General features: G+C 46.5%; 26 protein-coding genes and 1 other annotated feature. Of the genes, 24 read left to right on the plus strand and 2 right to left on the minus strand.

Features of this window, described 5'->3' with window-relative positions; genetic code table 11:
- The coding region (locus HP552_RS23465; protein ID WP_175397819.1) for a BclA C-terminal domain-containing protein at positions 1 to 1,493 on the plus strand (1,493 nt) is incomplete at its 5' end.
- Positions 1,494 to 1,556: 63 nt separating this feature from the next.
- On the opposite strand, the gene serA is transcribed toward HP552_RS23465, so the two are convergent.
- Entirely contained in the window at positions 1,557 to 3,152 is a 1,596-nt protein-coding gene (gene serA, locus HP552_RS23470) for a phosphoglycerate dehydrogenase (protein WP_175397820.1), read from the minus strand.
- Between the two features lie 198 nt (positions 3,153 to 3,350).
- Positions 3,351 to 3,582 (minus strand) — a binding site (T-box leader).
- 337 nt (positions 3,583 to 3,919) lie between these two features.
- Here serA and HP552_RS23475 point away from each other — a divergent pair.
- Genes HP552_RS23475 through HP552_RS23485 form a run of 3 tightly spaced genes read left to right on the plus strand, consistent with a single transcriptional unit; the run spans position 3,920 to position 5,774 of the window.
- Positions 3,920 to 4,513, plus strand: coding sequence for a type II CAAX endopeptidase family protein (locus HP552_RS23475; protein ID WP_175397821.1), 594 nt, complete (start codon positions 3,920 to 3,922; stop codon positions 4,511 to 4,513).
- Positions 4,510 to 4,959 (plus strand): hypothetical protein, encoded by a 450-nt coding sequence (locus HP552_RS23480; protein ID WP_175397822.1) that lies wholly within the window; start codon positions 4,510 to 4,512, stop codon positions 4,957 to 4,959. Before HP552_RS23475 ends, HP552_RS23480 begins: the two co-directional genes overlap by 4 nt.
- Positions 4,960 to 5,012: 53 nt before the next feature.
- A complete protein-coding gene (locus tag HP552_RS23485; RefSeq protein WP_175397823.1) occupies positions 5,013 to 5,774 on the plus strand; it encodes a metallophosphoesterase in 762 nt (253 codons plus the stop codon).
- A gap of 21 nt (positions 5,775 to 5,795) precedes the next feature.
- Here the strand turns inward: HP552_RS23485 and HP552_RS23490 are convergent, their stop codons facing one another.
- Entirely contained in the window at positions 5,796 to 6,671 is an 876-nt protein-coding gene (locus tag HP552_RS23490; RefSeq protein ID WP_175397824.1) for a polysaccharide deacetylase family protein, read from the minus strand.
- 93 nt (positions 6,672 to 6,764) lie between these two features.
- On the opposite strand from HP552_RS23490, the gene HP552_RS23495 reads away from it, so the two are divergent.
- The 20 genes from HP552_RS23495 (at position 6,765) to HP552_RS23590 (ending at position 23,436) form a co-directional block, all read left to right on the plus strand.
- Positions 6,765 to 7,118 (plus strand): hypothetical protein, encoded by a 354-nt coding sequence (locus HP552_RS23495; RefSeq protein WP_175397825.1) that lies wholly within the window; start codon positions 6,765 to 6,767, stop codon positions 7,116 to 7,118.
- Positions 7,119 to 7,304: 186 nt separating this feature from the next.
- Complete coding sequence (locus tag HP552_RS23500) at positions 7,305 to 7,919, plus strand: genetic competence negative regulator (protein WP_175397826.1); 615 nt, start codon at positions 7,305 to 7,307, stop codon at positions 7,917 to 7,919.
- A gap of 41 nt (positions 7,920 to 7,960) precedes the next feature.
- Positions 7,961 to 8,656, plus strand: a complete 696-nt coding sequence (gene prsW, locus HP552_RS23505) for a glutamic-type intramembrane protease PrsW (protein WP_175397827.1) — start codon at positions 7,961 to 7,963, stop codon at positions 8,654 to 8,656.
- A 116-nt stretch (positions 8,657 to 8,772) separates the two neighbouring features.
- Positions 8,773 to 8,943: a hypothetical protein gene (locus HP552_RS23510; RefSeq protein ID WP_175397828.1), complete on the plus strand. Its 171-nt coding sequence runs from the start codon at positions 8,773 to 8,775 to the stop codon at positions 8,941 to 8,943.
- Between the two features lie 108 nt (positions 8,944 to 9,051).
- The gene (ypeB, locus tag HP552_RS23515) at positions 9,052 to 10,398 is read left to right on the plus strand and encodes a germination protein YpeB (RefSeq protein WP_175397829.1); all 1,347 of its coding nucleotides are present in this window, start codon (positions 9,052 to 9,054) and stop codon (positions 10,396 to 10,398) included.
- 144 nt (positions 10,399 to 10,542) lie between these two features.
- Positions 10,543 to 11,196, plus strand: a complete 654-nt coding sequence (locus HP552_RS23520; protein ID WP_175397830.1) for a flagellar brake protein — start codon at positions 10,543 to 10,545, stop codon at positions 11,194 to 11,196.
- Positions 11,197 to 11,263: 67 nt separating this feature from the next.
- On the plus strand, positions 11,264 to 11,488 hold the full coding sequence (locus HP552_RS23525) for a hypothetical protein (RefSeq protein WP_175397831.1): 225 nt from the start codon (positions 11,264 to 11,266) through the stop codon (positions 11,486 to 11,488).
- 103 nt (positions 11,489 to 11,591) lie between these two features.
- On the plus strand, positions 11,592 to 12,296 hold the full coding sequence (gene cmk / locus HP552_RS23530) for a (d)CMP kinase (protein ID WP_175397832.1): 705 nt from the start codon (positions 11,592 to 11,594) through the stop codon (positions 12,294 to 12,296).
- Positions 12,293 to 12,880, plus strand: a complete 588-nt coding sequence (locus HP552_RS23535; protein ID WP_127540251.1) for a lysophospholipid acyltransferase family protein — start codon at positions 12,293 to 12,295, stop codon at positions 12,878 to 12,880. The genes cmk and HP552_RS23535 overlap by 4 nt, the downstream gene beginning before the upstream one ends.
- Positions 12,881 to 13,024: 144 nt before the next feature.
- Positions 13,025 to 14,239: a 30S ribosomal protein S1 gene (rpsA, locus tag HP552_RS23540; protein ID WP_175397833.1), complete on the plus strand. Its 1,215-nt coding sequence runs from the start codon at positions 13,025 to 13,027 to the stop codon at positions 14,237 to 14,239.
- 186 nt (positions 14,240 to 14,425) lie between these two features.
- Complete coding sequence (gene der / locus HP552_RS23545) at positions 14,426 to 15,748, plus strand: ribosome biogenesis GTPase Der (protein ID WP_175397834.1); 1,323 nt, start codon at positions 14,426 to 14,428, stop codon at positions 15,746 to 15,748.
- 11 nt (positions 15,749 to 15,759) lie between these two features.
- On the plus strand, positions 15,760 to 16,383 hold the full coding sequence (gene plsY, locus HP552_RS23550; RefSeq protein ID WP_175397835.1) for a glycerol-3-phosphate 1-O-acyltransferase PlsY: 624 nt from the start codon (positions 15,760 to 15,762) through the stop codon (positions 16,381 to 16,383).
- On the plus strand, positions 16,376 to 17,416 hold the full coding sequence (locus HP552_RS23555) for an NAD(P)H-dependent glycerol-3-phosphate dehydrogenase (protein ID WP_175397836.1): 1,041 nt from the start codon (positions 16,376 to 16,378) through the stop codon (positions 17,414 to 17,416). The genes plsY and HP552_RS23555 overlap by 8 nt, the downstream gene beginning before the upstream one ends.
- A 100-nt stretch (positions 17,417 to 17,516) precedes the next feature.
- Positions 17,517 to 17,792, plus strand: coding sequence for a stage VI sporulation protein F (locus HP552_RS23560; RefSeq protein WP_056696692.1), 276 nt, complete (start codon positions 17,517 to 17,519; stop codon positions 17,790 to 17,792).
- A 172-nt stretch (positions 17,793 to 17,964) separates the two neighbouring features.
- A complete protein-coding gene (locus HP552_RS23565) occupies positions 17,965 to 18,144 on the plus strand; it encodes a DUF2768 family protein (RefSeq protein ID WP_017687688.1) in 180 nt (59 codons plus the stop codon).
- 84 nt (positions 18,145 to 18,228) lie between these two features.
- Entirely contained in the window at positions 18,229 to 18,843 is a 615-nt protein-coding gene (locus HP552_RS23570) for a hypothetical protein (RefSeq protein ID WP_175397837.1), read from the plus strand.
- A gap of 22 nt (positions 18,844 to 18,865) precedes the next feature.
- The gene (locus HP552_RS23575; protein ID WP_175397838.1) at positions 18,866 to 19,219 is read left to right on the plus strand and encodes a 2Fe-2S iron-sulfur cluster-binding protein; all 354 of its coding nucleotides are present in this window, start codon (positions 18,866 to 18,868) and stop codon (positions 19,217 to 19,219) included.
- Positions 19,220 to 19,336: 117 nt separating this feature from the next.
- Positions 19,337 to 20,062, plus strand: a complete 726-nt coding sequence (locus HP552_RS23580; RefSeq protein ID WP_246311027.1) for a YphF family lipoprotein — start codon at positions 19,337 to 19,339, stop codon at positions 20,060 to 20,062.
- A gap of 577 nt (positions 20,063 to 20,639) precedes the next feature.
- Positions 20,640 to 22,118: a stage IV sporulation protein A gene (gene spoIVA / locus HP552_RS23585; protein WP_175397840.1), complete on the plus strand. Its 1,479-nt coding sequence runs from the start codon at positions 20,640 to 20,642 to the stop codon at positions 22,116 to 22,118.
- A 220-nt stretch (positions 22,119 to 22,338) separates the two neighbouring features.
- Positions 22,339 to 23,436 (plus strand): sugar ABC transporter substrate-binding protein, encoded by a 1,098-nt coding sequence (locus tag HP552_RS23590; RefSeq protein ID WP_175397841.1) that lies wholly within the window; start codon positions 22,339 to 22,341, stop codon positions 23,434 to 23,436.
- The last annotated feature ends 65 nt before the right edge of the window (positions 23,437 to 23,501 follow it).

Genomic DNA, 23,501 nt, shown 5'->3' on the forward strand with positions numbered 1-23,501 from the left:
CCTTCGGTCAGGTTGTTACGTTTAATGGCAGCACGTATATTGCCAATGTGGCATCTCCGACTGGGATACCAGGAACGTCCCCAGACTATACGTTGTTAGCAGGTGCAGGAGCAACAGGCGTTACTGGGACTACCGCTTATACACGTGTCACGGTTGCGACGAGAGCGCCAGGAATAACGGGGATCACGGGGGCAACGGGTATCGGTTTAAGTGGCATAGTGCCATTCGATCCGGCCGTAGCACCGACGTACCTTGCTGGGCAGGTTGTTACGTTTAACGGTAGTACGTATATTGCCAATGTTGCTTCACCGACAGGAACACCGGGAACGTCACCAGACTATACGTTGTTGGCAGGTGCAGGAGCAACAGGCGTTACTGGGATTACCGGCATAACGGGTGGGACAGGAGAAACGGGAGCAACAGGGATAGCAGGGATTACGGGAGCAACGGGTATCGGTTTGAGTGGCATAGTACCTTTCGATCCGGCGGTGGCACCAACGTATTCAGCGGGTCAGGTGGTTACGTTCAACGGCAGTACGTATATTGCCAATGTTGCGTCACCGACAGGAACACCGGGAACCTCACCTGACTATACGTTGCTTGCAGGAGCAGGAGCAACAGGAGTTACCGGCGTGATGGGTGGTACGGGTATAACGGGAGACACAGGAACAACTGGCGTGACCGGAGAAACGGGATTGACCGGAGCCACGGGAGTAGGTGTGACAGGAAATACCGGAGTCACTGGAGCGACCGGAGTTACGGGAGACACAGGAACAACTGGCGTGACCGGAGAAACGGGGTTAACCGGAGCCACGGGAGTAGGTGTGACAGGAAGTACCGGGATTACAGGAGCGACCGGAGTTACGGGAGTCACAGGAACAACTGGCGTAACGGGAGAAACGGGGTTAACCGGAGCCACGGGAGTAGGTGTGACAGGAAGTACTGGGGTTACAGGAGCAACAGGCCTTACAGGAGCAACAGGCGTTTCAGGTGCAACAGGGGCAACTGGCATAACAGGCGAGACGGGGGTTACGGGAGCCACAGGTGTTGGTACAACCGGAAGTACCGGTGCAACAGGCGTGACAGGAACCTCTTTAACTGAGACTTCTGCTTATGCAGAGAACACTAATGGAACCATTCTTGTTATTTTGGGTGGAACATCGGTAGCCCTCCCTACAAATCAGAATTTAGGAACAGGTATTACAGCAAATGGAGCCAACAATACGTTCACACTTGCTACGGCCGGTCGTTATTATATTAGCTACAAAATAAATCTTACAGCTGCGCTCGCCATTCAATCCCGCATATTGCTTAATGGAGCTGTCGTTCCACCGAGTGTAATTTCACCATTACTTTCACTTAGCCAGCTAGCGGCCGATTTTATAATAACCGTTCCGGCGGGATCGACCATTCAGCTTCAATTGTTTGGATTAGTTGCAACAGCTGTGCTGTCACCTCCGGGTGCAACACTAAACATTATTCGATTAAGCTAAGTTTAAAAAAAGAGACGAACCCTTTGGGATCGTCTCTTTTGACTATCTTTTCAAGATGAGTAACTATTCAAGTACAATTTCAACAGCTGTATTAAGCTCAGGCAGAGCAGTGAGCTGGACAAGAACATCTTTCGGAACGGCTTTGTCCACAGTCAGAATCATGATCGCCGCACCACCAATAATTTTCCGTCCCACTTGCATGGATGCGATGTTGACATCATTTTGTCCAAGCAGGGTACCTACACGCCCGATAATTCCTGGCTTATCATTATGGGAGATCAGGATTTGATGGCTCTCCGGGGCGATATCTACCGGGAATTTGTCCAGGCGAACGATCCGTTCTCCATAACCTGCAAGCAATGTACCAGCGACACGGCGCTCCTCTGCATCCTGCGTTGTTACCAACGTTACTGTAATGAGATTGGTAAATCCTTTGGTTGCGGATGTTTGGCTTACAACCACATTTAGATCACGGGTTTTGGCCAGATGCATGGAGTTGACGATATTGGCTTCCCCACCCAGATGTCTGGCGAGAATACCCTTAACAATGTAACGGGTAAGAGGTGAAGTATCTACCTCAGAAAGATCACCTGCATAATCGATCCGAATCTCTTGTACTGCATTTTGTGTAATCTGTGCTGCAAAGCTACCCAGGGTTTCACCCAGTTTGAAGTACGGTTGCAATTTGTTCATAACGGTTGGAGCAACAGCGGGCATGTTCACCGCATTCTTGAACGGTTCATTCCGCAAAATGTGAAGCACTTGCTCTGATACATCAATCGCCACATTTTCCTGAGCTTCCACTGTGGATGCACCAAGATGAGGCGTAACAATGATGCTCGGATGGTTCAGGAAAGGGTGATCCTGTGCTGGTGGCTCGCTTTCGAATACGTCAAATGCCGCACCTGCAACAATACCCTCATCGATCGCTTCGACAAGCGCCATTTCATCCACCACTCCACCACGAGCACAGTTGATAATGCGCATTCCTTTTTTCATGACTTCAAATTGCGCACGGGAGATCATGTGGCGGGTTTCTGGTGTCAATGGAGTGTGTACCGTCATGAAGTCGGCATTGCGAATGATATCATCCACGCTGGCCAGTTTAACCTGAAGCTTGTCAGCACGTTCTTGGGTGAGGAATGGATCATAAGCCAAAATGTCCATACCAAATGCCTTGGCACGTTTGGCTACCTCACTTCCGATCCGTCCCATGCCGAGCACGCCAAGGGTTTTGTTTCTCAACTCCACACCAAGGAAGGTTTTACGATCCCATGTACCTTGAATGGTTTTGGCGTATGCCTGTGGAATGTGACGTGCCAGCGCCATCATCATGGCAAATGTATGCTCACATGTGGTGATGGTGTTGCCATCAGGTGCATTAATAACGATGATACCGCGCTGAGTTGCAGCTTCCAGGTCAATGTTATCTACCCCAACTCCTGCACGGCCAATGACCTTAAGGTTTGTTCCGGCAGTCATAATACGATCTGTAACACGAGTCTGGCTTCGAACGAGAAGGGCGTCATAATCGCCAATGATAGCTACGAGCTCATCTTCACTAAGACCGGTATTCTTTTCAACAACAACATCATTTGCATCCACCAGCTGCTGGATACCCAAATCACTGATTGGGTCCGATACTAACACTTTGTACATGGTTTCTTCCTCCTTAGTATGTGTATCTATATCGTCAAGGTCTGACCTCAAGATAGAGGTGTTCCTTAAAACCAAGTCCATCCTTCCGCCCAACAACGCGGTGTCGCAGCAGAGGGTAGAGGTGTAATAATAGAGTGTTCCCACGTCATTCGCCTAAAAATAAATCAAAAAACTCTCAATCCACATACTGCTTGCGCAATAAGGGACGAGAGTTGTCGTGGTACCACCCTAATTCACTGCCGCTTCGCAACGACAGTCTTCACGGTCAATAAAGACCGAAGAGGATAACGGCTCTAAACCGATTGCACCTACTCCAATTTCAATGCAATAACTCAGGAACGCTCAAGATTCATTGCCTGCCACCGATTTACACCATCCATCGGCTCTCTGTAAGAACAAAGCAACATCTTTTTTCCATCATCGTGTTTAACGCGACTAATTTTTTCATAATGTATCATGGCTAACATGAGCATGTCAATAGGCATAAATGTTTTAATTCGAATCGAGTGAAACTCTTCCATATGTCTGTCTTTTGTTGGAGAAATACATGAATCATATTCGTAAAATAGTGAGGTTTCGAAGTTTGGAAACGCAATGCCAGACATCCTGTTGAAGCCCGCGAAATGCGGGTAACAATGGCTGGAAAACCGGGACTTGAGGCAGGTCTTGAACCAATTTGGTTTTTTGGCTATCATTTAGTATACTATCCGATTGGACAGCCAAGTAGGTTATCCATCAAAAATATATCAAGAGGACAGACGCAGGCGATGAAAAAATCAAAGTTTTCCAAGTTCAAAATTCAGAAGGCTGAACCACAGCAGTTAACCGAGCGCTTGCTTCTGATCAATCTATATTTTACACAGGGTTTAACTCTGATCGTTGGAGTTATATGGATTTTACTTCAGAAACGTAATCTGTTCGATGTTCTCGCATGGCCTGAAAATGTTCATTTTATCTGGTGGGGGCTTGGTCTTGCTGGCATTATGCTGGTCATGGACATGGTCCTGTCGTTTGTCATTCCTCAGGAGAGTATGGATGACGGGGGAATTAACGAGATGTTATTCAGGTCTCGTCCCATCTGGCATATCGTGTGTATAGCAGCCCTTGTCGCTATTTGCGAAGAATTGTTGTTCCGGGGAGCCATTCAGCATGCAATTGGACCTTACTGGACCAGCATTTTGTTTGCCGTAATTCATATTCGCTATCTTCGCCACTGGATTCCTACAGGTTGGGTATTTGTTTCAAGCTATGGATTGGGTTGGATTTATTTGCAATCCGGCACATTGTGGGCGCCGATATTATGTCATTTTGTTATTGATTTGGTGTCCGGATTAGCGATACGTTTTCGGAGGGGATCATGAACCAGCAATTAAGTAGAATGAAGACATATGGCAGTCAGCGTCACCGACACTCGGACAAAACAGAGACAACCGAGCGGACTAATGCATCCCAAGTAAACTTGGTTGCTGAACCGGCTGCTGCAGTGGAAGGGGCAGGTACAGCGTTGACTACGGTAACTGTACCAAGATCGCAGCGCAAGTCATACGCATCAACCCTGGAAAGCCCAGTGCTTCCCAGTCGTGCACCAGCACGTTCCAAATCACAGCAAAAAGCGACGGATGAAACTGTCGCGGAAGCAGGTTCACTTCCCACTCGAACCGAGCTTCATCCTTCACGGCGGTTACGTTTAAGCAAAAGGTTTGTAAACTCGCTAATTGTTATTTTTGTTCTTCTTACGGTCAGCCTCGTTTGGTGGGGTATACAAGGGGCTCCGCCCCCAAACACTTTCCTTCCTTGGCCTTGGTGATGATGCTCTGGTTCAGCGCTGTTTTATTATTGATTGTGATGTTAGGGATTCATATGTGGCGTGAAGCGCATTTTCATCAGGTAGTTGAAGATGAGGTGGAAGTAAACGGTTTGCCCCATTCGTTTGATGGAAGTGCCATTTTGTTTGTATCAGACCTTCATAAGAGAAAGCTTAGACAGCGGGACCTTGAACCGTTAATGGATCAGGTGGATTGGGTTCTGATAGGTGGAGACGTCGCTGAAAAGGGGATATCCTGGTCTACCGTTAGACACAATATGAAACTGTTGACAGATATTGCTCCCACTTTTGCGGTTTACGGAAATCATGATAAAAGGGCGGGAACAGCTCAGTTAACTCGAATTTTTCAGGAAACGGGTGTTGAACTTCTGCAAGACAAGGTGGTATCTCTGCATCAAGGGAATTCAAACATCAATCTTGCCGGAATGGATTATCGGTCCCGTCAACTTAGCAAGCTTCTTATGGATCAGGACATAAATAAATGCACGATTATGTTAATTCACGATCCGCTACAGGCAAATCGCATTCAGGAATATGCCGATCTTGTTTTAAGTGGGCATACACACGGGGGACAACTGGTCATCCCATTCCTTGGACCGCTTTTTCTTCATAAGGCATACCGGGATGTGTCGCACGGATGGTATACCTTCAAGCGGAGTGACGGTCTTCCCGATGGTAAACTGCTGGTCAGCAGAGGTTACGGAACGAATCACCTGCCGCTCAGACTATGTTGCCCGGCTGAAATGCACAAGATTACTTTAAAATCGGCAAAACTAAACAGCCTTGATCATGATTGATCGAGGCTGTTTTTTTATGCCTTATCGAGCTTCAAGTTCTATTGAACGAGGGTCTACAAACGAATACCCCTTTTTATCCAATTTCGTTAACAATTCATCCAGTGCGTCTACAGTCCAGGGAAGCTCATGCATCAATATGTTACTCCCTGGATTCAACTGGTCAAGCACATTTTGAATCACTTTTTCCGGTTTGTTTTTTGTGCTTTTGTCCCAATCCAGTGAACCGTTGGACCAGGTCATGTATAACATGCCGTTTTTTTGAACTGCAGCTTTCAGAGCGTCATTGCCAGAACCAAAGGGAGGTCGGAAAAATTCCGGCTCGACACCAATGGTATCTTTAACGATGTCTTGAACATCCGTTACCTGCTTGACGGCTTGTGTAGTGGACATTTTTTTGAGATCTTCATGGTCCCACGCGTGATTCCCTATAATTTGACCCCGCTCATGAATGATCTTTAACAACTCAGGGTGACTTTCGACACGATATCCATTGACGAAAAATATGGCCTTGGCATTATGTTTGTCCAGCGTATCGATTAATCCATTGATCATTTCTTTTTCCTTTGGACCATCATCAAATGTAAGCAAGACAACCTTCTTTTCACCATGTTCATCATTTGGCTTAATGTAATAATTCTCATTCATATGATACGTTTTCGCAATTTTTTGTTTTTGCTTATCCTCAGTTGGTTCCTTGTCTTTTGTAAGTTCAGGGTTGTCTTGAGCTGTGGGCTGATCAGTCTCCGCTGTCTCGGAGGAATCATTCAGACCACTTTGTACAGTGGAGGCGGGTTCATTTTCTGGAGTTGTTTTTTCAGCAGAAGTATCTTCTTGCACTCCACACGCAGACAGCAGTAGGCTCGCGGCAATAATGATTGCTGCAGTAGTTCTAAACATAAATTCAACTCACTTTCCTGTATTTATGCGGAATGAGATGTCGTGCTTCCGCAAACACTAGTTGTGATCTTAACATAAGAGGAGGTTGGTGTAATGAAGGCGTCATCCTTTTTCTGGGGGATTGTAGTTGGCGTTGCTGCCAGCTCATATCTGTCCAAAGGCAAAATACCCATGCTGTCTTCTCTGTCGTCAGGCAACGTAATGGGTCAGGCCAAGCACAAGATGATGGAAATGACGTTTCCTGGCATGGATGGATTCAGCCCCAAGAATAATGAACATGGTGAATCCCACAAAAGTACAGTGAAGAAAACGGCAAGAGCGATCACCCCGCAGGAAAAAGAAGAGAACATGAACATGCTCAAAGATTTTATTCGCACCAATCCTGATGTTAAACATGAAGTTGAGCAGATTTTGACTCAAACAAACACAACAGTACCGGGTTTATAAACCAAAACTACTGAATAGAATCAACCACAGTCTTGTATGATGTGGCTTGATTCTTTTTTTGTCGATTTTACTTCGTGCATTTGCAGGTATAAAATGATAACATAACTACATAGATTTATTTTCAGCACATATTGTTTTGTGCTTCATAATCTGTTATAAGACTTGCTTATAAAGGGGAGATCCTGTATGAAAATAGAACGATTAAGTCACGATAAGATACGGATTTTCCTGACCTTTGACGATCTGAGCGAGCGCGGAATACAAAAAGAAGATATGTGGCAGGAAATACCTAAAGTTCATGAACTGTTCACTGAAATGATGGATCAGGCATATTCCGAACTTGGGTTCGATGCTACAGGTCCACTTGCTGTCGAAGTATTCGCACTTCCCGCTCAAGGAATGGTTGTCATTGTTACCCGTGGGAAATATGATCCGCAACAATATGGTTCGGGCAATGAGGATGATCTGCCTGAAGAAGTATACGAGATGGAAGTTACGTTAGAGCAAAGCGATTCCATCGTATATGCCTTTAAGGATTTCGAAGTATTAATCGAGGCTGCACATATGCTGCGTCAACACGTGACAAATGCCGGAAGACTTTATTCCTACAAAGACAAATGGTTCCTGCATCTGGAGCCGGATGAGGTCGATTCCACCAAACACGCTGCGTTAATAGCGCTGCTTGCTGAATTTGGTGAAGGTTCTTCGGTTACGCCTGCGGTTATGGAAGAGTACGGTAAGGTTATTATTCCTGAACAGGCAATTGATGTGATCTGCACCCACTTCAAACGTCAGGATTAAGTTCAGATGTAAACGCGTCTTAGCCAGAGGAGGGAATTTCGGTGCTTTTGTTTTCGGTTTTAGCGGCAGCAGTAGCTCCGGGTCTCGCCTTGTTAACATATTTTTATCTGAAAGATCGTTATGATTCCGAGCCGCTTCACATGGTGTTGAGAGTGTTTGTCATGGGTATTCTGATGGTGTTGCCTGTGATGATCATCCAGCGAGGTATGATGATATGGCTCGGAGATAATCCCTATGTTGAATCTATTCTCATCTCTGGTGGGGTTGAGGAATTCATTAAATGGTTTGTGTTATATCATATCATTTATAATCACACGGAGTTTGATGAGCCCTATGACGGTATACTCTATGCAGTTGCCGTTTCACTTGGGTTTGCCACGGTAGAGAATGTTTTGTATGCCTTTGCGGGGAATGCATCCGTCTCAGCCATGTTTGTCCGTGCATTGCTCCCTGTGTCAGGACACGCCATGTTTGCCGTAATTATGGGGTATTACATGGGGCGGGCCAAATTTACGGATGGCAGGAAGAAACGATGGTTTCTTATGATGTCCTTAGTGCTTCCGTTTTTCTGGCATGCGCTGTACGATGTCATCATGAACACCATGGCAAACTACTGGCTGTGGTTCATTGCTCCGCTAATGGCGGGCTTGTGGTATGGAGCCATAGGCAAAATTACGCGGGCTAACAACCGCTCTCCTTTTCGATTTGTGAAACGGGAGGAAGAGATTAAATTATAGAAATACGGACACACTGGTGGACATGGAGCGCATACTGCGCCTGATGCCCCGGTGTGTTTTTTTTGTTCTGGAATAAAAATCCCTGGGGAATGACCAACAGAAACGGGGACAGCGTAATGAGAATTAAAATTAAAATCAGATGCAAACAGTGCGGAGAGCGTTTTACGCTGCGTGGTAAAAAAGAAAGAGGTCGGATTGAGACCGGGTTTAAGCAGTGCCTGTGCGATAATCGGGATCAATTTGAGATTGAGGAAGACGGCGTTACGTCCTGGATTCAGATGAACTAATAGCTACGTGAAGAGTCAAACATTGTGCCGGCTGGAAAACCGATGCATAAGAGGACTTTCTTCGATCCACAATATAGATAGTGGTTTAGATGAAAGGAGACTCTACCGATGTATAAACGTTTAAGTTCAGTCATGTTTCCGATATTTGCAGTACTGCTGATCGGTGCCCTTGTTTGGGGATACCAAGAGAACCAGGAGAAAAATGCGATTTTGATCAAAGCGGAGAATCAGTACCAACGTGCCTTTCATGACCTGTCTTTTCACATGGACAAATTGCATTCCGAAATCGGCAATACACTGGCAGTGAACTCCACTTCCCAGGGAATGCATCGTAAAGGTCTGATGAATGTGTGGCGGCTCACGAGTGAAGCGCAAAATGAAATTAACCAACTGCCTCTCACCATGCTGCCTTTCAATGAAACAGAGGATTTTCTTTCCCGAATTTCAAACTTCGCTTATCAGGCATCCATGCGTGATTTGACCAACGAACCACTCAGTGAGAAAGAGATGGGCAACCTGAAAAAGCTGTACCAGAACTCCTCGGAGATCACGAAAAATCTTCAGGACGTTCAGCAAAAAGTGCTTTCAGACCGCTTGCGCTGGATGGATGCCGAAACGGCTATGGCGACTGAAGAAGAAACGATGGATAACACCATTGTCGATGGGTTTCGCACTGTGAACAAAAAGGTACAGGAGTACCCTGAGCTCGACTGGGGTCCTTCAGTATCCAACATTTATGCAAAACGTTCAGTCAAAAAGCTCGATGGAATCCCAATGACAAAAGAGCAGATTCAGAGCAAAGCTGCGAAATTCTCGAATGCAGACAGCAACAAGATTCAAGTGCAGGAGAATGGTAAGGGCACAGACTGGGAGTCTTATACTGCGACAATTAATCAAGCCAAAGACAGCAAATTGATGATGGATTTTACACGCAATGGGGGAATGTTGATTTCCTACAGCGATACACGTCCAATCGGAACGAAAAAGGTTTCGCGTCAAGAAGCTATGGCCAAGGCTGATCAATTCCTTGTCAATAAAGGCTACAAGGATATGAAGGCGGTAAACTACGACGAGTACGGTAATTTGGGTAACCTGACGTATGTGCGCAAACAAGGAGACACCCTGATCTATCCTGAAAAAATGACCGTTCGAGTTGGGCTTGACACAGGAGATGTTACAGGTTTTCAGGCGAGTGACTACGTTTATGAGCATCAAAAACAGCGGAAGATTCCGAAAGCAGCTCTTACTGAAGCTCAGGCTCGCAAAAAGCTAAATCCCGAATTCGAAGAGAACTATGCCCGTAAATCGCTGATTGAGAATGATTACAGCAAGGAAGTGCTGTGTTATGAATTCGGTGGACGCATCAATGGTACGAAATACCGAATTTACATCAATGCGGATACAGGCGTCGAGGAAGCCGTTGAGGAAATCAAACCAGTGAATGCGACTTCGTAACATCAAGCCAAGGCAGTTTGCATCGTATTTCCGCGGAACAGACCACGTTGTGGTCTGTTTTTTTTGTTATCCGCTATGAGAAAGGTCATGGTATAATAGTCCCTGTACATACGATGATTAATAGCTAAGGTGGCGGTGAAGAACTTGTATCCGAAAATTAATGAAATTTTGCACATACAGATTGCCTCAGCAGATGAGAAAGAAGAGAGCAAGGAATACAAATCCCGTATTGCGGACTTGGATGAACACAGTTTCTTGATTGAAGTCCCCATGCTGCAGGGGAGCAGTCGTTTAAAAAGATTGTATTTTGGAGAAGAACTGTCCATTTATTATATGACTGACGATGGAGTCAGACATTATTTCAATACGTACGTGACCGGATTCGAGGAAGACGTTGTAAGACTTGTACGCATTCGAAAACCGCTTCCTGACGATATTTCTAAAATACAGCGACGCAGCTTCCTGCGTGTTCATGCAAACCTTGAATTAGCCATTCAAGCAGAGGATCTGACCCGTGCCGTGGCAATGACTGAAGATATCGGCGGTGGGGGATTGTCCATTTACGGGGAACCAAAATTAACGGTCGCGGAGGGGCAAAAGTTGAATTGCTGGCTGCTCATTCCCTATCGAAATTCCACCATCGAACATGTGGCTTTCGAGGCTGAAGTCGTTCGCATCCAGAAACTGGAGTCGGGCAGGCAGATATGCATGTTGAAGTTTGTACAGATTACCGATTCGGAACGTCAAAAAATTATCAAGTTCTGCTTTGAACGGCAGCTGGACTATCGTACAAAATAAGTGTCCCTATTTTGAATAAAAAGGAAATTTGCCGGGAAACGTAATGGGAAAAACGGAGGTACTTGTGATGAATCACCGCCATTTATCCCGAAGATATGATCGTCTCTACTATGTCTTATCAGTACGGATGGAGAGAAAGCTCCTCAAACTCATCTCTGTCTTGATCTTGCTGTTGGTGGTGTATCAAATTCTGCTCCAGGTTCCCTATTTCAAAAAAAATGTGACCTACATTGACCGAATGGAAGGAACACCGATTCAGCCAGAGTCTTCAACGGAAAGGGAACAACGCTGATTTGGCTGTTTTTGCATCCATGTGTAGAGTGTGGTATAATTTTCACGATGCAGGCAATGCCTGTTTTTTTATTGAGGCTTATCGTTTGAGGAGGAATGCCCCGTTGGCAAGCCAGAACACATCAGAGAACGGGAAGATGAACGTTGCAATTGACGGACCTGCTGGTGCCGGGAAAAGCACGGTGGCCCGATTGGTTGCAGAGGCGCTCGAGTATATTTACGTCGATACTGGCGCAATGTACCGTGCGGTAACCCTGCACATGATTCGGAAAGGGATTTCGCCGGATAATGTAACAGAGGTACTTCAAGAAGCCCACAAACTGGTCATTGATTTACAACCGGACCCGGGCGGACAGAAAGTGTTCTGTAACGGGGAAGATGTAACCTCGGAAATCCGCTCCCGTGAAGTTACGGGGATCGTGTCCCGATATGCGCAAATCGAGGGGCTGCGTTCGCAATTAGTGGATACTCAGCGGCAAATGGCTTTGCGCAAGGGCGTCGTCATGGATGGACGCGATATCGGAACGACAGTATTGCCCGATGCGGAAGTGAAAATCTTCATGACTGCCAGTGTGGAAGAGCGTGCACTTCGCCGCTTCAAAGAACTGGACCCCTCTGAAGGACTGACGTTGAAGCAACTAGAGCGAGACATCGCCACGCGTGACAAATTGGATGAAGAGCGGGAAATATCCCCACTTCGCTGTGCTGAGGACGCAACTGTTCTTGATACAACCAATATGAGCATTCATGAAGTGGTTGACAAAATCGTATCTTATTGCACAATGGTCAGAGGAGAGGTTGGTCTATGATTTACACATTTTGCAGCACAGTACTGCGGATCATTTACACCATTCTTTTCCGCCTGGAAGCAGTTGGCCGGGAGAACATCCCGCAAGAAGGCGGCGTACTTTTATGTTCCAATCATATTAGTAACTTTGATCCTCCAACGGTAGGTATTAAAATTCGCCGTCAGGTACGCTTCATGGCCAAAAGTGAATTGTTTGATGTTCCGGTACTCGGCAAAATCATTAAGGCAGTAGGCGCGTTTCCCGTTAAACGTGGAGGCGTTAGCAAGGAATCCATCAAAACTTCACTGAACATTTTGCGTAATGGTGAAGTGCTTGGCATTTTCCCGTCCGGGAGCCGGCACAATGATGGAGGCATCGGCAAAAAAGGTGCAGCGAGCTTCGCTCTTCGGAGTGGTGCCACCGTTATCCCTACTGCTATTATCGGCAACTACAAGCTTTTTCGTAAGATGAAAGTTGTGTATGGAGCACCGGTGAACTTGGACGAGTTTAAGGAAGATCCTTCCGGAGATGCATTGGAAAGAGCGACTGAAAAGATTATGTCCAAGATTAATGAAATGGTGAAAACGGGCGTACCGAGCAAGTAATTGTTTTTCGCCCAGATTCTGAATGCATGTTTCCATTTTTTTGAGGGAAACTAATCCATGCCATTCAGCGATGAAAGTGTTTTGAACTCTGCTACAGGCAGGTTTGAATATAATGGGGTTTTTGAATTGAGGAGGGTATTTGACATGTCGGAAGAAATGAAAAATCAAGAAGCAACCCAAGATGAGTTGGATCAATTCGTTTCCTTGAAAAAAGGAGATACCGTAAAAGGAACCATCGTCAAATTGGAAGATAACCAAGCCTATGTGAGCATTGGATATAAATATGACGGTGTAATTCCAATTCGCGAACTGTCCTCTTTGCATGTAGACAGCGCGTCTGATGCAGTTGAAGTAGGACAAGAAGTTGAAGCTAAAGTACTTAGCATCGACGACGAGAAAGAAAAACTCGTTCTGTCCAAACGTGCGATCGACAGCGAAAACGCTTGGGATCAATTGCAAAAGCATTTTGAAGACCAAGACGTGTTCGAAGTTGTTGTAGCTGACGTAGTCAAAGGCGGTCTGGTAGCAGACGTGGGCGTACGCGGATTCATCCCGGCTTCCATGGTTGAGCGCCATTTCGTTGAAGATTTCAGCGACTATAAAGGACGCACACTGCGCGTAAAAGTGAAAGAGATCGATCGTGAGAACAACAAAGTGATCCTTTCCCAAAAAGACGTACTGGAGCAAGAATTCGAAGCAAACAAAGCTGAGGTTATGGCTGGTCTGCAAGAAGGTCAAGTCATCGAAGGTACTGTTCAACGTTTGACTCAATTTGGTGCATTCGTTGATGTGGGCGGAGTTGACGGTCTGGTTCACGTATCCGAGCTTGCTTGGACTCATGTGGACAAACCATCTGACGTTCTTTCCGAAGGCGACAAAGTTAGTGTGAAAGTGCTGAAAGTTGACCCTGAAAAAGGTAAAATCAGCCTGAGCATGAAAGCTGTTCAACCAGGACCTTGGGAAACAGCTGGCGAGAAATTCAACACTAGCGATATCGTAACAGGTGTTGTTAAACGTCTGGTTGATTTCGGTGCATTTGTTGAAATCGCTCCTGGTGTTGAGGGACTTGTGCATATCTCGCAAATTTCCCACAAACACATCGGCACTCCACACGAAGTGTTGAAAGAAGGTCAGGAAGTTCAAGTTAAGATTCTCGACATGAACCCTGCTGAACAACGTGTAAGCCTGAGCATCAAGGAAACAGAAGAAGCTCCAGCCCAAGCGCCAAAAGCTGAAAGACCTGCTAGAAGCAACGCTCCGCGTGAAGAAATTAACAACCCGAACGTTTCCTTGAGCAATCAAGGTATGAGTATCACACTTGGAGAACGTTTCGGTGACAAACTCAGCAAATTCAAATAAGTTATTCATGCATGGTTCTTAGTTATATACTGCATATTTTGCTGAACAATAAAAGCAAGATCGGCGAGCCCCAGGCGGGTTCGCCGATTGTTGTTATTGTGAGCATTCTTGGCATGAAACGTTAGCCAAGACATGTGTTTTTTGCTATGATGAGTAACGTAAGTATGGACAGGAGGAGTGGAATGTATGGCAAGACCCGTTGTGGCAATTGTCGGGCGACCGAACGTGGGTAAATCCACTATTTTCAATCGGATTATCGGCGACAGACTGGCCATTGTGGAAGACAAGCCGGGCATTACCCGTGACCGGATCTATGGAATCGGTGAATGGAACGGCAAACCATTCAGTATTATCGATACAGGTGGTATCGAAATCGACGGCGAGGACGTCATTCTTAAATCAATCCGGATGCAGGCAGAGCTCGCCATTGAAGAAGCGGATGTTATTGTATTCATGTGTGATGCAAAAGCAGGGATTACACAATCTGATGAAGAAGTCGCAGAGATGTTGTACCGCTCAGGCAAGCCCATTGTTGTAGCCGTTAACAAAGTGGATAATATTGGGCGTAGTGAGCTCATTTACGAGTTTTATGGATTTGGATTTGGCGATCCTATCGGTGTATCCGGAAGTCATGGTACAGGTGTAGGCGATCTGCTGGATGCAATCGTTGAGAAACTGCCTGAACTTGAAGAAGAGACATACGATGATGATGTGATTCGTGTTGCTCTGATCGGACGACCGAATGTTGGTAAATCTTCACTCGTGAACGCCATCTTGGGTGAGGAACGTGTTATCGTCAGTGATGTAGCCGGCACAACACGTGACGCCATCGATACCCCGTTTGAAAAAGACGGACAACGTTACGTGCTGATTGATACAGCAGGTATGCGTAAACGCGGTAAAGTGTATGAAACTACCGAAAAATACAGCGTTATGCGTGCCATGCGAGCGATTGAACGTGCGGATGTCGTTCTGGTTGTCATTAACGGTGAAGAAGGCATCATTGAGCAGGACAAGCATATTGCAGGTTATGCATTTGAAGCCGGTAAAGCTTCCCTGTTCGTAGTGAACAAATGGGACGTTGTGGATAAAACGGATAAAACGATGAACGAGTTTGAGAAGAAAATTCGGGATCATTTCCTGTTTATGACTTATGCTCCTGTAGTCTTTTTGTCAGCCAAGACAAAACAACGCTTACAAAAATTGCTTCCTGTGGTAACGCGAGTTGCGCAGCAGCATGCCATGCGCGTTCAGACACATTTGCTTAATGATGTTGTATCTGATGCTGTTGCAATTAATCCGCCGCCTACGGACAAAGGACGTAGAATGCGTATCAACTATGTGACACAGGTAGCCGTAAAACCACCGACCATGGTTATTTTTGTGAACGATCCAGAATTGATGCACTTCTCTTACGAACGTTATCTGGAGAATAAAATCCGTGGAGCGTTTGATTTCGAAGGTACGCCAATTCGCATATTTACTCGGAGGAAGTCCGACGAAGGTTAGGGGAGAAGTTTGTGATTTTACCAATCGCAGCGATTGTTCTGAGCTATCTGCTTGGTTCAATCAGCTTTAGTGTCCTCCTTGCAAAGGCAATACGGGGGATCGACATTCGTCAACATGGGAGCGGAAATGCAGGGGCTACCAATACATTGCGGATTTTGGGTAAAGGGCCTGCGATTCTTGTTCTGCTGTTGGATGTCCTTAAAGGTATTGCAGCTGTATGGATTGGAGTATGGTTCAGTAACGGTTCAGAGTGGATTCCTGCCATTTGTGGTATAGCAGCGATTGCAGGACATAACTGGCCGCTCTACTTCCGATTCCGTGGAGGAAAAGGAATTGCAACAGCAATTGGCGTACTCGCTACTCTTGCAATTGTCCCAGCTTTATCCGCTGGCGTTATTGCAATCCTGTCTATCGTTTTGACTCGTTACGTATCACTGGGTTCCCTTATTTTCGTAGCCTTGACACCAATCTTCATCCTAGTGTTTCCCGGATATTCCATGAATTTATTCTGGGGAAGTCTGATTATTTGTCTGTTTGCATTTTGGAGACATCGCACCAATATTGCGAAGCTTGCCAGAGGACAGGAAAATAAATTAGGAGCCAAAAAAACTGGGGGTGGAAAACGCGTTGTCTAAAAAAGTTGCCGTCCTGGTCGCAGGCAGTTGGGGGACCGCTTTGGCCAGTGTACTGGCCGCCAATGGTCTGGATGTGACGATGTGGACACGTGGTGAGGAGCAGGCCGCCGAAATTAACAACGACCATAAAAACAGCCGTTTTCTTCCTGGTGCAGAACTATCAGATCGCATTCAGGCAACGACAGACATGGGGAATGCGGTTCAGGGTGCTTCAGCGGTACTAATTGTTGCACCTTCTTCGGCCATGAGATCGGTAGCCAATCAACTGAAGTCATACTACACGCCTGAAATGTTAATCATTCATGCGACCAAAGGATTTGAAACGGAAAGTCTCAAACGCATGTCTACAGTTATTTCCGAAGAGCTCGAATGCGATGAAGGGCACATTGTGGTCCTTTCCGGTCCGAGTCATGCTGAAGAAGTGGTAAAACGTTGCCCTACAACTGTAGTTGTGGCCTCACTGGACAAAGCGGCAGCGGATGCTGCGCAAGCTTTGTTTATGAATGCCTATTTCCGTGTGTATACGAATCGGGATATGCTTGGTGTAGAGCTGGCAGGTGCTTTTAAAAATATTATCGCGCTTGGTGCAGGGATGTCTGATGGCCTTGACTTCGGTGATAATGCAAAAGCAGCCCTGTTGACTCGCGGACTTGCTGAAATCACACGGATTGGTGTGGAAATGGGAGCGAACCCGCTTACGTTTGCCGGTCTGGCGGGAATTGGTGATTTGGTCGTTACCGCTACGAGTCAACATAGCCGTAACTGGCGTGCTGGTTCCATGCTTGGCCAGGGACAAAAGCTCGAGGATGTTCTGAATTCCATGGGAATGGTAGTAGAGGGAATTCGTACGACGAAAGCAGCCTACTTTATCTCCCAGAAATACGGGGTACAGATGCCGATTGCCGATCAACTGTACCATGTCCTCTTTCAGGATCGTGAGCCACGTGACGCTGTAGAGGCTCTCATGGGGCGGGATCCCAAGACCGAAATGGAAGTCATGAAACTTGAAACGTGGGAGCAGTGGCATTCCTGATTGCACATTGCTCAGCTCACTGGTAATGAAGAAGCTTATTCACCTTTTCTCCGGCCGACTCATACTATACACATGAGTATTGCCGGAGGAGGGGAGACGAATGGGTAACAACATTTCCAAGGATGCACTGAAAGCGATCAACAAAAAAACAGGTAAAACGATAACGGAAGGTGCCGTCAAGAAATTGGCGAGTACTGTAAAACCGTCCACCATGCAGAATGAAGCTCAGTTGCGCCAATTGATCAAGCAAGTATCCGCCATGGCTAAGGTTCCGGTATCTGAAGATACGGTTCAGGATATTGTAAGTGCGGTCAAAAAGAGTGGGCTGAATCCAAACAGTATGGAATCATTAATGAAAATGATGATGAAAAAATAATAGATCGTTCCTGCATCTGCAAGTGAGCGAGCAAGACAAAAAGACGAGTCAGCTTTAGCTGGCTTTCTTTTTGTCTTTTTTTTGGAAAAGTGCGCTGAATTTCGTGTTATAATAATTTCAATTGTCACCGTGTCAGGGATGAATAACGGATTGAAGGGGAGACTGCTGGATTATGAGCGCAATGGACAAGATGTGGCTATCATTGGTTGCGATTCTTATTATGGGACTGTCTGTATTCCTGATTACCTTTGCGAGGGCCAAAACCAAGGGCATTGTAAGGGGGATTTTATCATTAATCGCGTTTCTGATTATGCTCATTGGTTTTTTCGGCGGAATAGCATCGCTGACTTGATCTTTTTTTTGCCTGAAGCATGACATCCGCATAGCACATCGTAAGAACTGACACAATGAAAACGGATGAAGGGAAGGTGAGCCGATGGGGCCGCAGGAAACGGAGGACCTTACAGGACGCTATCCAAAATTGAGCGCTGCGCTGCTGGAAACGGCAAAAGCCTGGAATGGAGAGCCTTATACTTGGCTGCTTGGGGGAAGCTGCGGATTGCTGCTGCAGCAGGTCGAGTTGCCGCAGGCTCCCAGGGATATCGATGTGTACGCTGACCTTGCTGCAGCAAAAAGGCTGCACCATTCTGCCCCAGGTACCATGCTGGATGAACCTGTAGTGGATCGAACGGGGCCGTATGCTTCTTTACTGAGTCATTATCAGGTGGGGGAGTGTGCGCTTGAACTCGTGGGCGGTTTTGAAGTGTGGTCTCAAAAGAGTTGGTACCGGATTGAGATTGAACAGATCCTGGCTCACCATGCACCTCAAGCTCAAATAGGGTCCTACACGTTACGATTGATGCCGCTTGCTCATGAGCTTCTTTTTAATCTGCTAAGAGGTCGAGCTGATCGTTATGAGCCTATTGCCAACGTCATTCGGAAGCATCCACATGCTCATCAGCCCGTAATGAATTTATTGGGTGAGCATAACGTGTGGACAAGCCGATTCACTGCAGAGGTAGAAGAGTTGGTAGGCTTTAAATGGACTTAGTACGAGGAAGGAGGGGAAGGGCATGGAGCACACGATTACATTTTTACCGCAAAATAAAAGCATCCACCTTAAGGCAGGAGGAAATCTGTTGAATGCCGCACGCCGTGCAGGGGTGAAAATCCCCACTCGGTGTGATGGCAAAGCCGCTTGCCTCATGTGCAAGGTCAAAGTGGATGCAGATCAACTTCAGGCTTTGGACCCTCCTACCGATGCTGAAAGAAGAAAATTGGGTTCCCTGCTCGACGCGGGAACTCGTCTTGCCTGTCAGGCCAAGGTACGAGGAGCAGTATCTGTACATGTTCCGGAAGACCCGCTAAAGGCTGCAATCCGAAAACAGCTGGAGCTCCAACAGCAAGAGAATGACGATTGGTTCTGAAACTAACCTGAATTGAGCTAACCTAGACGGGAGTCTACATTGGACTCTTCACATTCAAGGAGGATGCGGATGAACATAAATGTGGAAAAGGACTCAAAAAGATGGAGGCATAGCATTATGCGAAGCGGCTGTCTCCTGTTGTTCCTTATGCTTACTCTTACAGTGAGTGGTTGCATGTATCCAACCCAGAGTAGTGACGATCCAAAAATAGCCTACCGGGAGAGCGTGAACCGGGTGCAGAGCGCTGTAGAGGCTTTTCAGAAGGATCAGGGTATTTTACCCATGATTAATGCGGATATGGACACACCAAAATATGAAAAGTTCAGAGTGGATCTGCAGAAGCTGAAACAGCAAGGTTATTTGGATGAAATTCCAGGCACTGCTTTTGAGAGTGGTGGTAGCGCTTACTTCCTGATTCAAAATGAAGAGACAGCGCCCACTGTAAAAGTGATGGATTTGCAAACAGTACAAAAGGTAAATGATGTTCAGCGCATGATCAATCAGTATAAAACCGTACATAACGGCAAGCTGCCCGCCGGGGAGGAATTGTATACAGGTCTATATGCCGTAGATATGAAACAAGCTGCTCAGGCAGGTGCTCCCATGGTGACCCTTAAGAGTGTATATTCTGGTCAGGAGTTACCGTTTATGATGGACGATGCAGGAAATGTGTATGTCGACTATGCATTTGATATCATGCAGGCGGTGGAGAAGTCAGATCGATCTCCGGCGGAGGCGGATGATGTGCGCGAGTTTCTGCTGGAGCACTCCCATTTCGTTCCTGTAAAATCAGTACCTTATACATGGCAAAATAATGCCCCGGTGGCACAAGTTGATCCTTAGATGAACTGAGCCAAAGAAAGAGATATTCCGCATAGGGGATATCTCTTTTTGTTGTAAGTATACTCACAAATTCAATAGAAAAACGGTGACGTCTAACACTTCAGACCTGAAAGTTGTAGTTCAACTACAGTTCATCGTCGGGAAAGCCACGAATGCCCTACTTATTGCACGGTGTTTCGAAACACCGTTATACCTTTTGCTCGACTTGTCCGGTACTCCAAATTCAAACGGAATGAAATCAGCATAAAAGCTTACCTTTGCTCATAAAGTAGATTGAAATAATGACGCGCCGTCCGAGAGCGGGGCGCTTTTCTAAAGGCTATGACCTGGAGAAAAAAACAAAAAAACGCGTCATATTGCTGCATACGGATACATAAGATGATACTAGTCCAATTGCATGTACGAGTTAACGCCGCTTTCGCCGGTTTCATCAGAATGCAACGTTCGGCGGCGGACGACTTCCGGGCACTCACAAAGGCGGCTCTACCGTTGCAGGGATTTCAGTCTTCTGATTGAAAAAACGAAGCGGATGCTCTTTAGCATTTTTCCTTCGGAGTAATTTAGGGAGGGGATTTCATTGGAGAAAGTGGACATTTTTAAGGACATTGCCGAGCGGACCGGAGGGGATATTTATCTCGGGGTTGTCGGCGCAGTCCGGACGGGGAAATCAACATTTATTAAACGTTTCATGGAAACGATCGTTCTGCCGAACATCACAAACGAGGCAGACCGCGGGCGGGCTGTAGACGAACTGCCACAAAGTGCGGCAGGCAAGACGATCATGACGACGGAACCGAAATTTGTACCGAATAACGCGGTTCAGATCAAGGTTGCAGAGGGATTGGATGTCAATGTCCGCCTTGTGGATTGTGTAGGCTATGCCGTTGAAGGTGCCAAGGGTTACGAGGATGAGAATGGACCACGCATGATTTCCACACCTTGGTTTGAAGAGCCAATTCCATTCCAGGAAGCAGCCGAGATTGGTACACGCAAAGTCATCCAGGAGCATTCCACACTGGGAGTTGTGGTGACCACAGATGGTACGATCGCTGAGATTGCCCGCAGTTCCTATGTGGAATCTGAAGAACGGGTCATTGCCGAGCTGAAAGAAGTGGGCAAACCGTTCGTACTGATCATCAACTCTACCCGACCTCGCAGTGAAGAAGCTCTTCAATTGCGCAGTGAACTGGCAGCTAAATATGACATTCCGGTCATGACATTAAGCGCAGCCACAATGACAGAAGATGATGTAACTGGTGTACTTCGTGAAGTGCTGTATGAGTTCCCTGTACATGAAGTGAATGTGAATCTGCCGAGCTGGGTGATGGTGCTGAATGAAACCCACTGGCTCCGCAGCAACTACGAAAATTCCGTGCGCGACACGGTGAAGGACATTCGAAGACTGCGTGACGTGGACCGGGTCGTTTCCCAGTTCATGGAGTATGAGTTCATCGACCGCGCAGGTCTCAGTGGTATGAATATGGGTCAAGGTGTGGCAGAAATTGATCTGTATGCTCCTGATGAATTATACGATCAGATCCTCGTGGAAGTGGTCGGTATTGAGATCAGAGGCAAGGATCATCTGCTGCAATTGATGCAGGAATTCTCCCATGCCAAGCGGGAATACGATCGCTTCGCTGAGGCCCTGGAGATGGTCAAAACGACCGGTTACGGAATAGCAGCTCCGTCTCTTGCCGAAATGGCACTGGATGAACCGGAGCTCATTCGCCAGGGTACCAAATTCGGCGTACGCCTGAAAGCAACCGCTCCTTCCATTCATATGATCCGTGTCGATGTCGAGTCCGAGTTCGCACCGATTATCGGAACGGAGAAGCAAAGTGAGGAACTGGTGAGGTATCTGATGCAGGACTTCGAGAACGATCCGATCAAGGTATGGGATTCAGATATGTTTGGTCGCTCACTGCATTCCATCGTGAGGGAAGGCATTCAGGGCAAAATTGCCATGATGCCGGATAATGCACGGTACAAATTGCAGGAGACGCTGGGACGAATCATTAACGAAGGCTCAGGCGGTTTGATTGCCATCATCTTGTAAGTCAAAAGACCACAGGGATTATCCTTGTGGTCTTTTCTTATGCTGTTATTTTCCCTATTAGGTGTAATTTGGATGTATAAATCATTGCCTCCGAAAAAACTTAGCGAGTTTTAGCTTTAAATTGTTAAAACCCATTTACATACTAGGGATTAGCCGTTATATTAATACTCAACTATTGTGATCAAGGTCACAGAGAGAGTGCGATTAGGGGGAGACAGAGATGAAAAAGAAAGATACGAAATGGGTATGGTTAAGTGTTCTGCTTGTATTTACATTGGCACTGTCCGCTTGCGGGATCAAAAAAGAACCAGCGGCAACTCCAGCTTCGGGAGCATCAGAGGACAAGCCCAAGACAGAGGCGGTAACGGGACCTCTGAGCGGCAAGCGAATTGCACTGATTATGGAATTTAACACAGGCACGTTCTCACAACAATATGTGCAAGGCGTCAAAGAGGAAATTGAAAAATTCGGCGGTGAGCTGACTACGTTTGTTGCCGATAATGATAAAGCCAAGATGGTTTCACTGCTGGACAGCGCGATCAACCAGAAGTTTGATGCAATCTTGACGGATCACGGAGATTCACTTCTGGAACCGGGTGTGAAAAAAGCGGTTGAGCAAAAGATTCCGGTAGTTGTATTTGATGCTGATATTCAAGTGCCTGGAGCAACCGTGTTGTCTCAGGACGACCAGAAGATGGCTGAGCTTACGCTGGAACAAATGAAAAAGGATATCAATGGACAAGGCAACATTGTCAAAGTATGGGTTGCTGGATTTGCACCTATGGAGCGTCGTCAGATTGCTTACGGTGAATTTATGAAAGAAAATACCGACATCAAGGAAATTGCCACATTTGGCTCGGCACAAAACCCGGCGCTGGATACGCAAGCCAAAATGGAAGCGATTTTGAAGCAGTATCCAAAAGGCGAAATCACTGCCGTGTGGGCTGCGTGGGATGAGTTTGCCAAAGGCGCGGCGCGCGCGATTCAGCAAGCAGGTCGTGATGAAATCAAAGTATACGGTATTGATATGAGTGACGAGGATTTGCAAATGATACAGGATCCCCAAAATCCTTGGATTGCTTCCGCAGCGGTAGATCCGACAGACATTGGCCGAGTTCAGGTTCGTTATGCTTATCAAAAACTGAACGGGGATGAGACCGAAGATCAGGTGGTCCTCAATCCGGTCTATGTTCAGCGTGAAGCTTTGCCAGAGACACAAATTTCTACGTCTGAATTATCCCAATACGTTGAAGGTTGGGGAGGAAGCACGCAAGGTATCAAGGATTGGATGAAGGAATACGGCATCACTGCTAAATAAAGCAGCGTAAGAGAGGCGCGCCGCAAGGTGCGCTTTTTTAGAATCGATTTGAAGCCTTAGGTTTA

It is taken from the genome of Paenibacillus xylanilyticus, assembly GCF_013359935.1.
Lineage (GTDB): Bacteria > Bacillota > Bacilli > Paenibacillales > Paenibacillaceae > Paenibacillus > Paenibacillus xylanilyticus.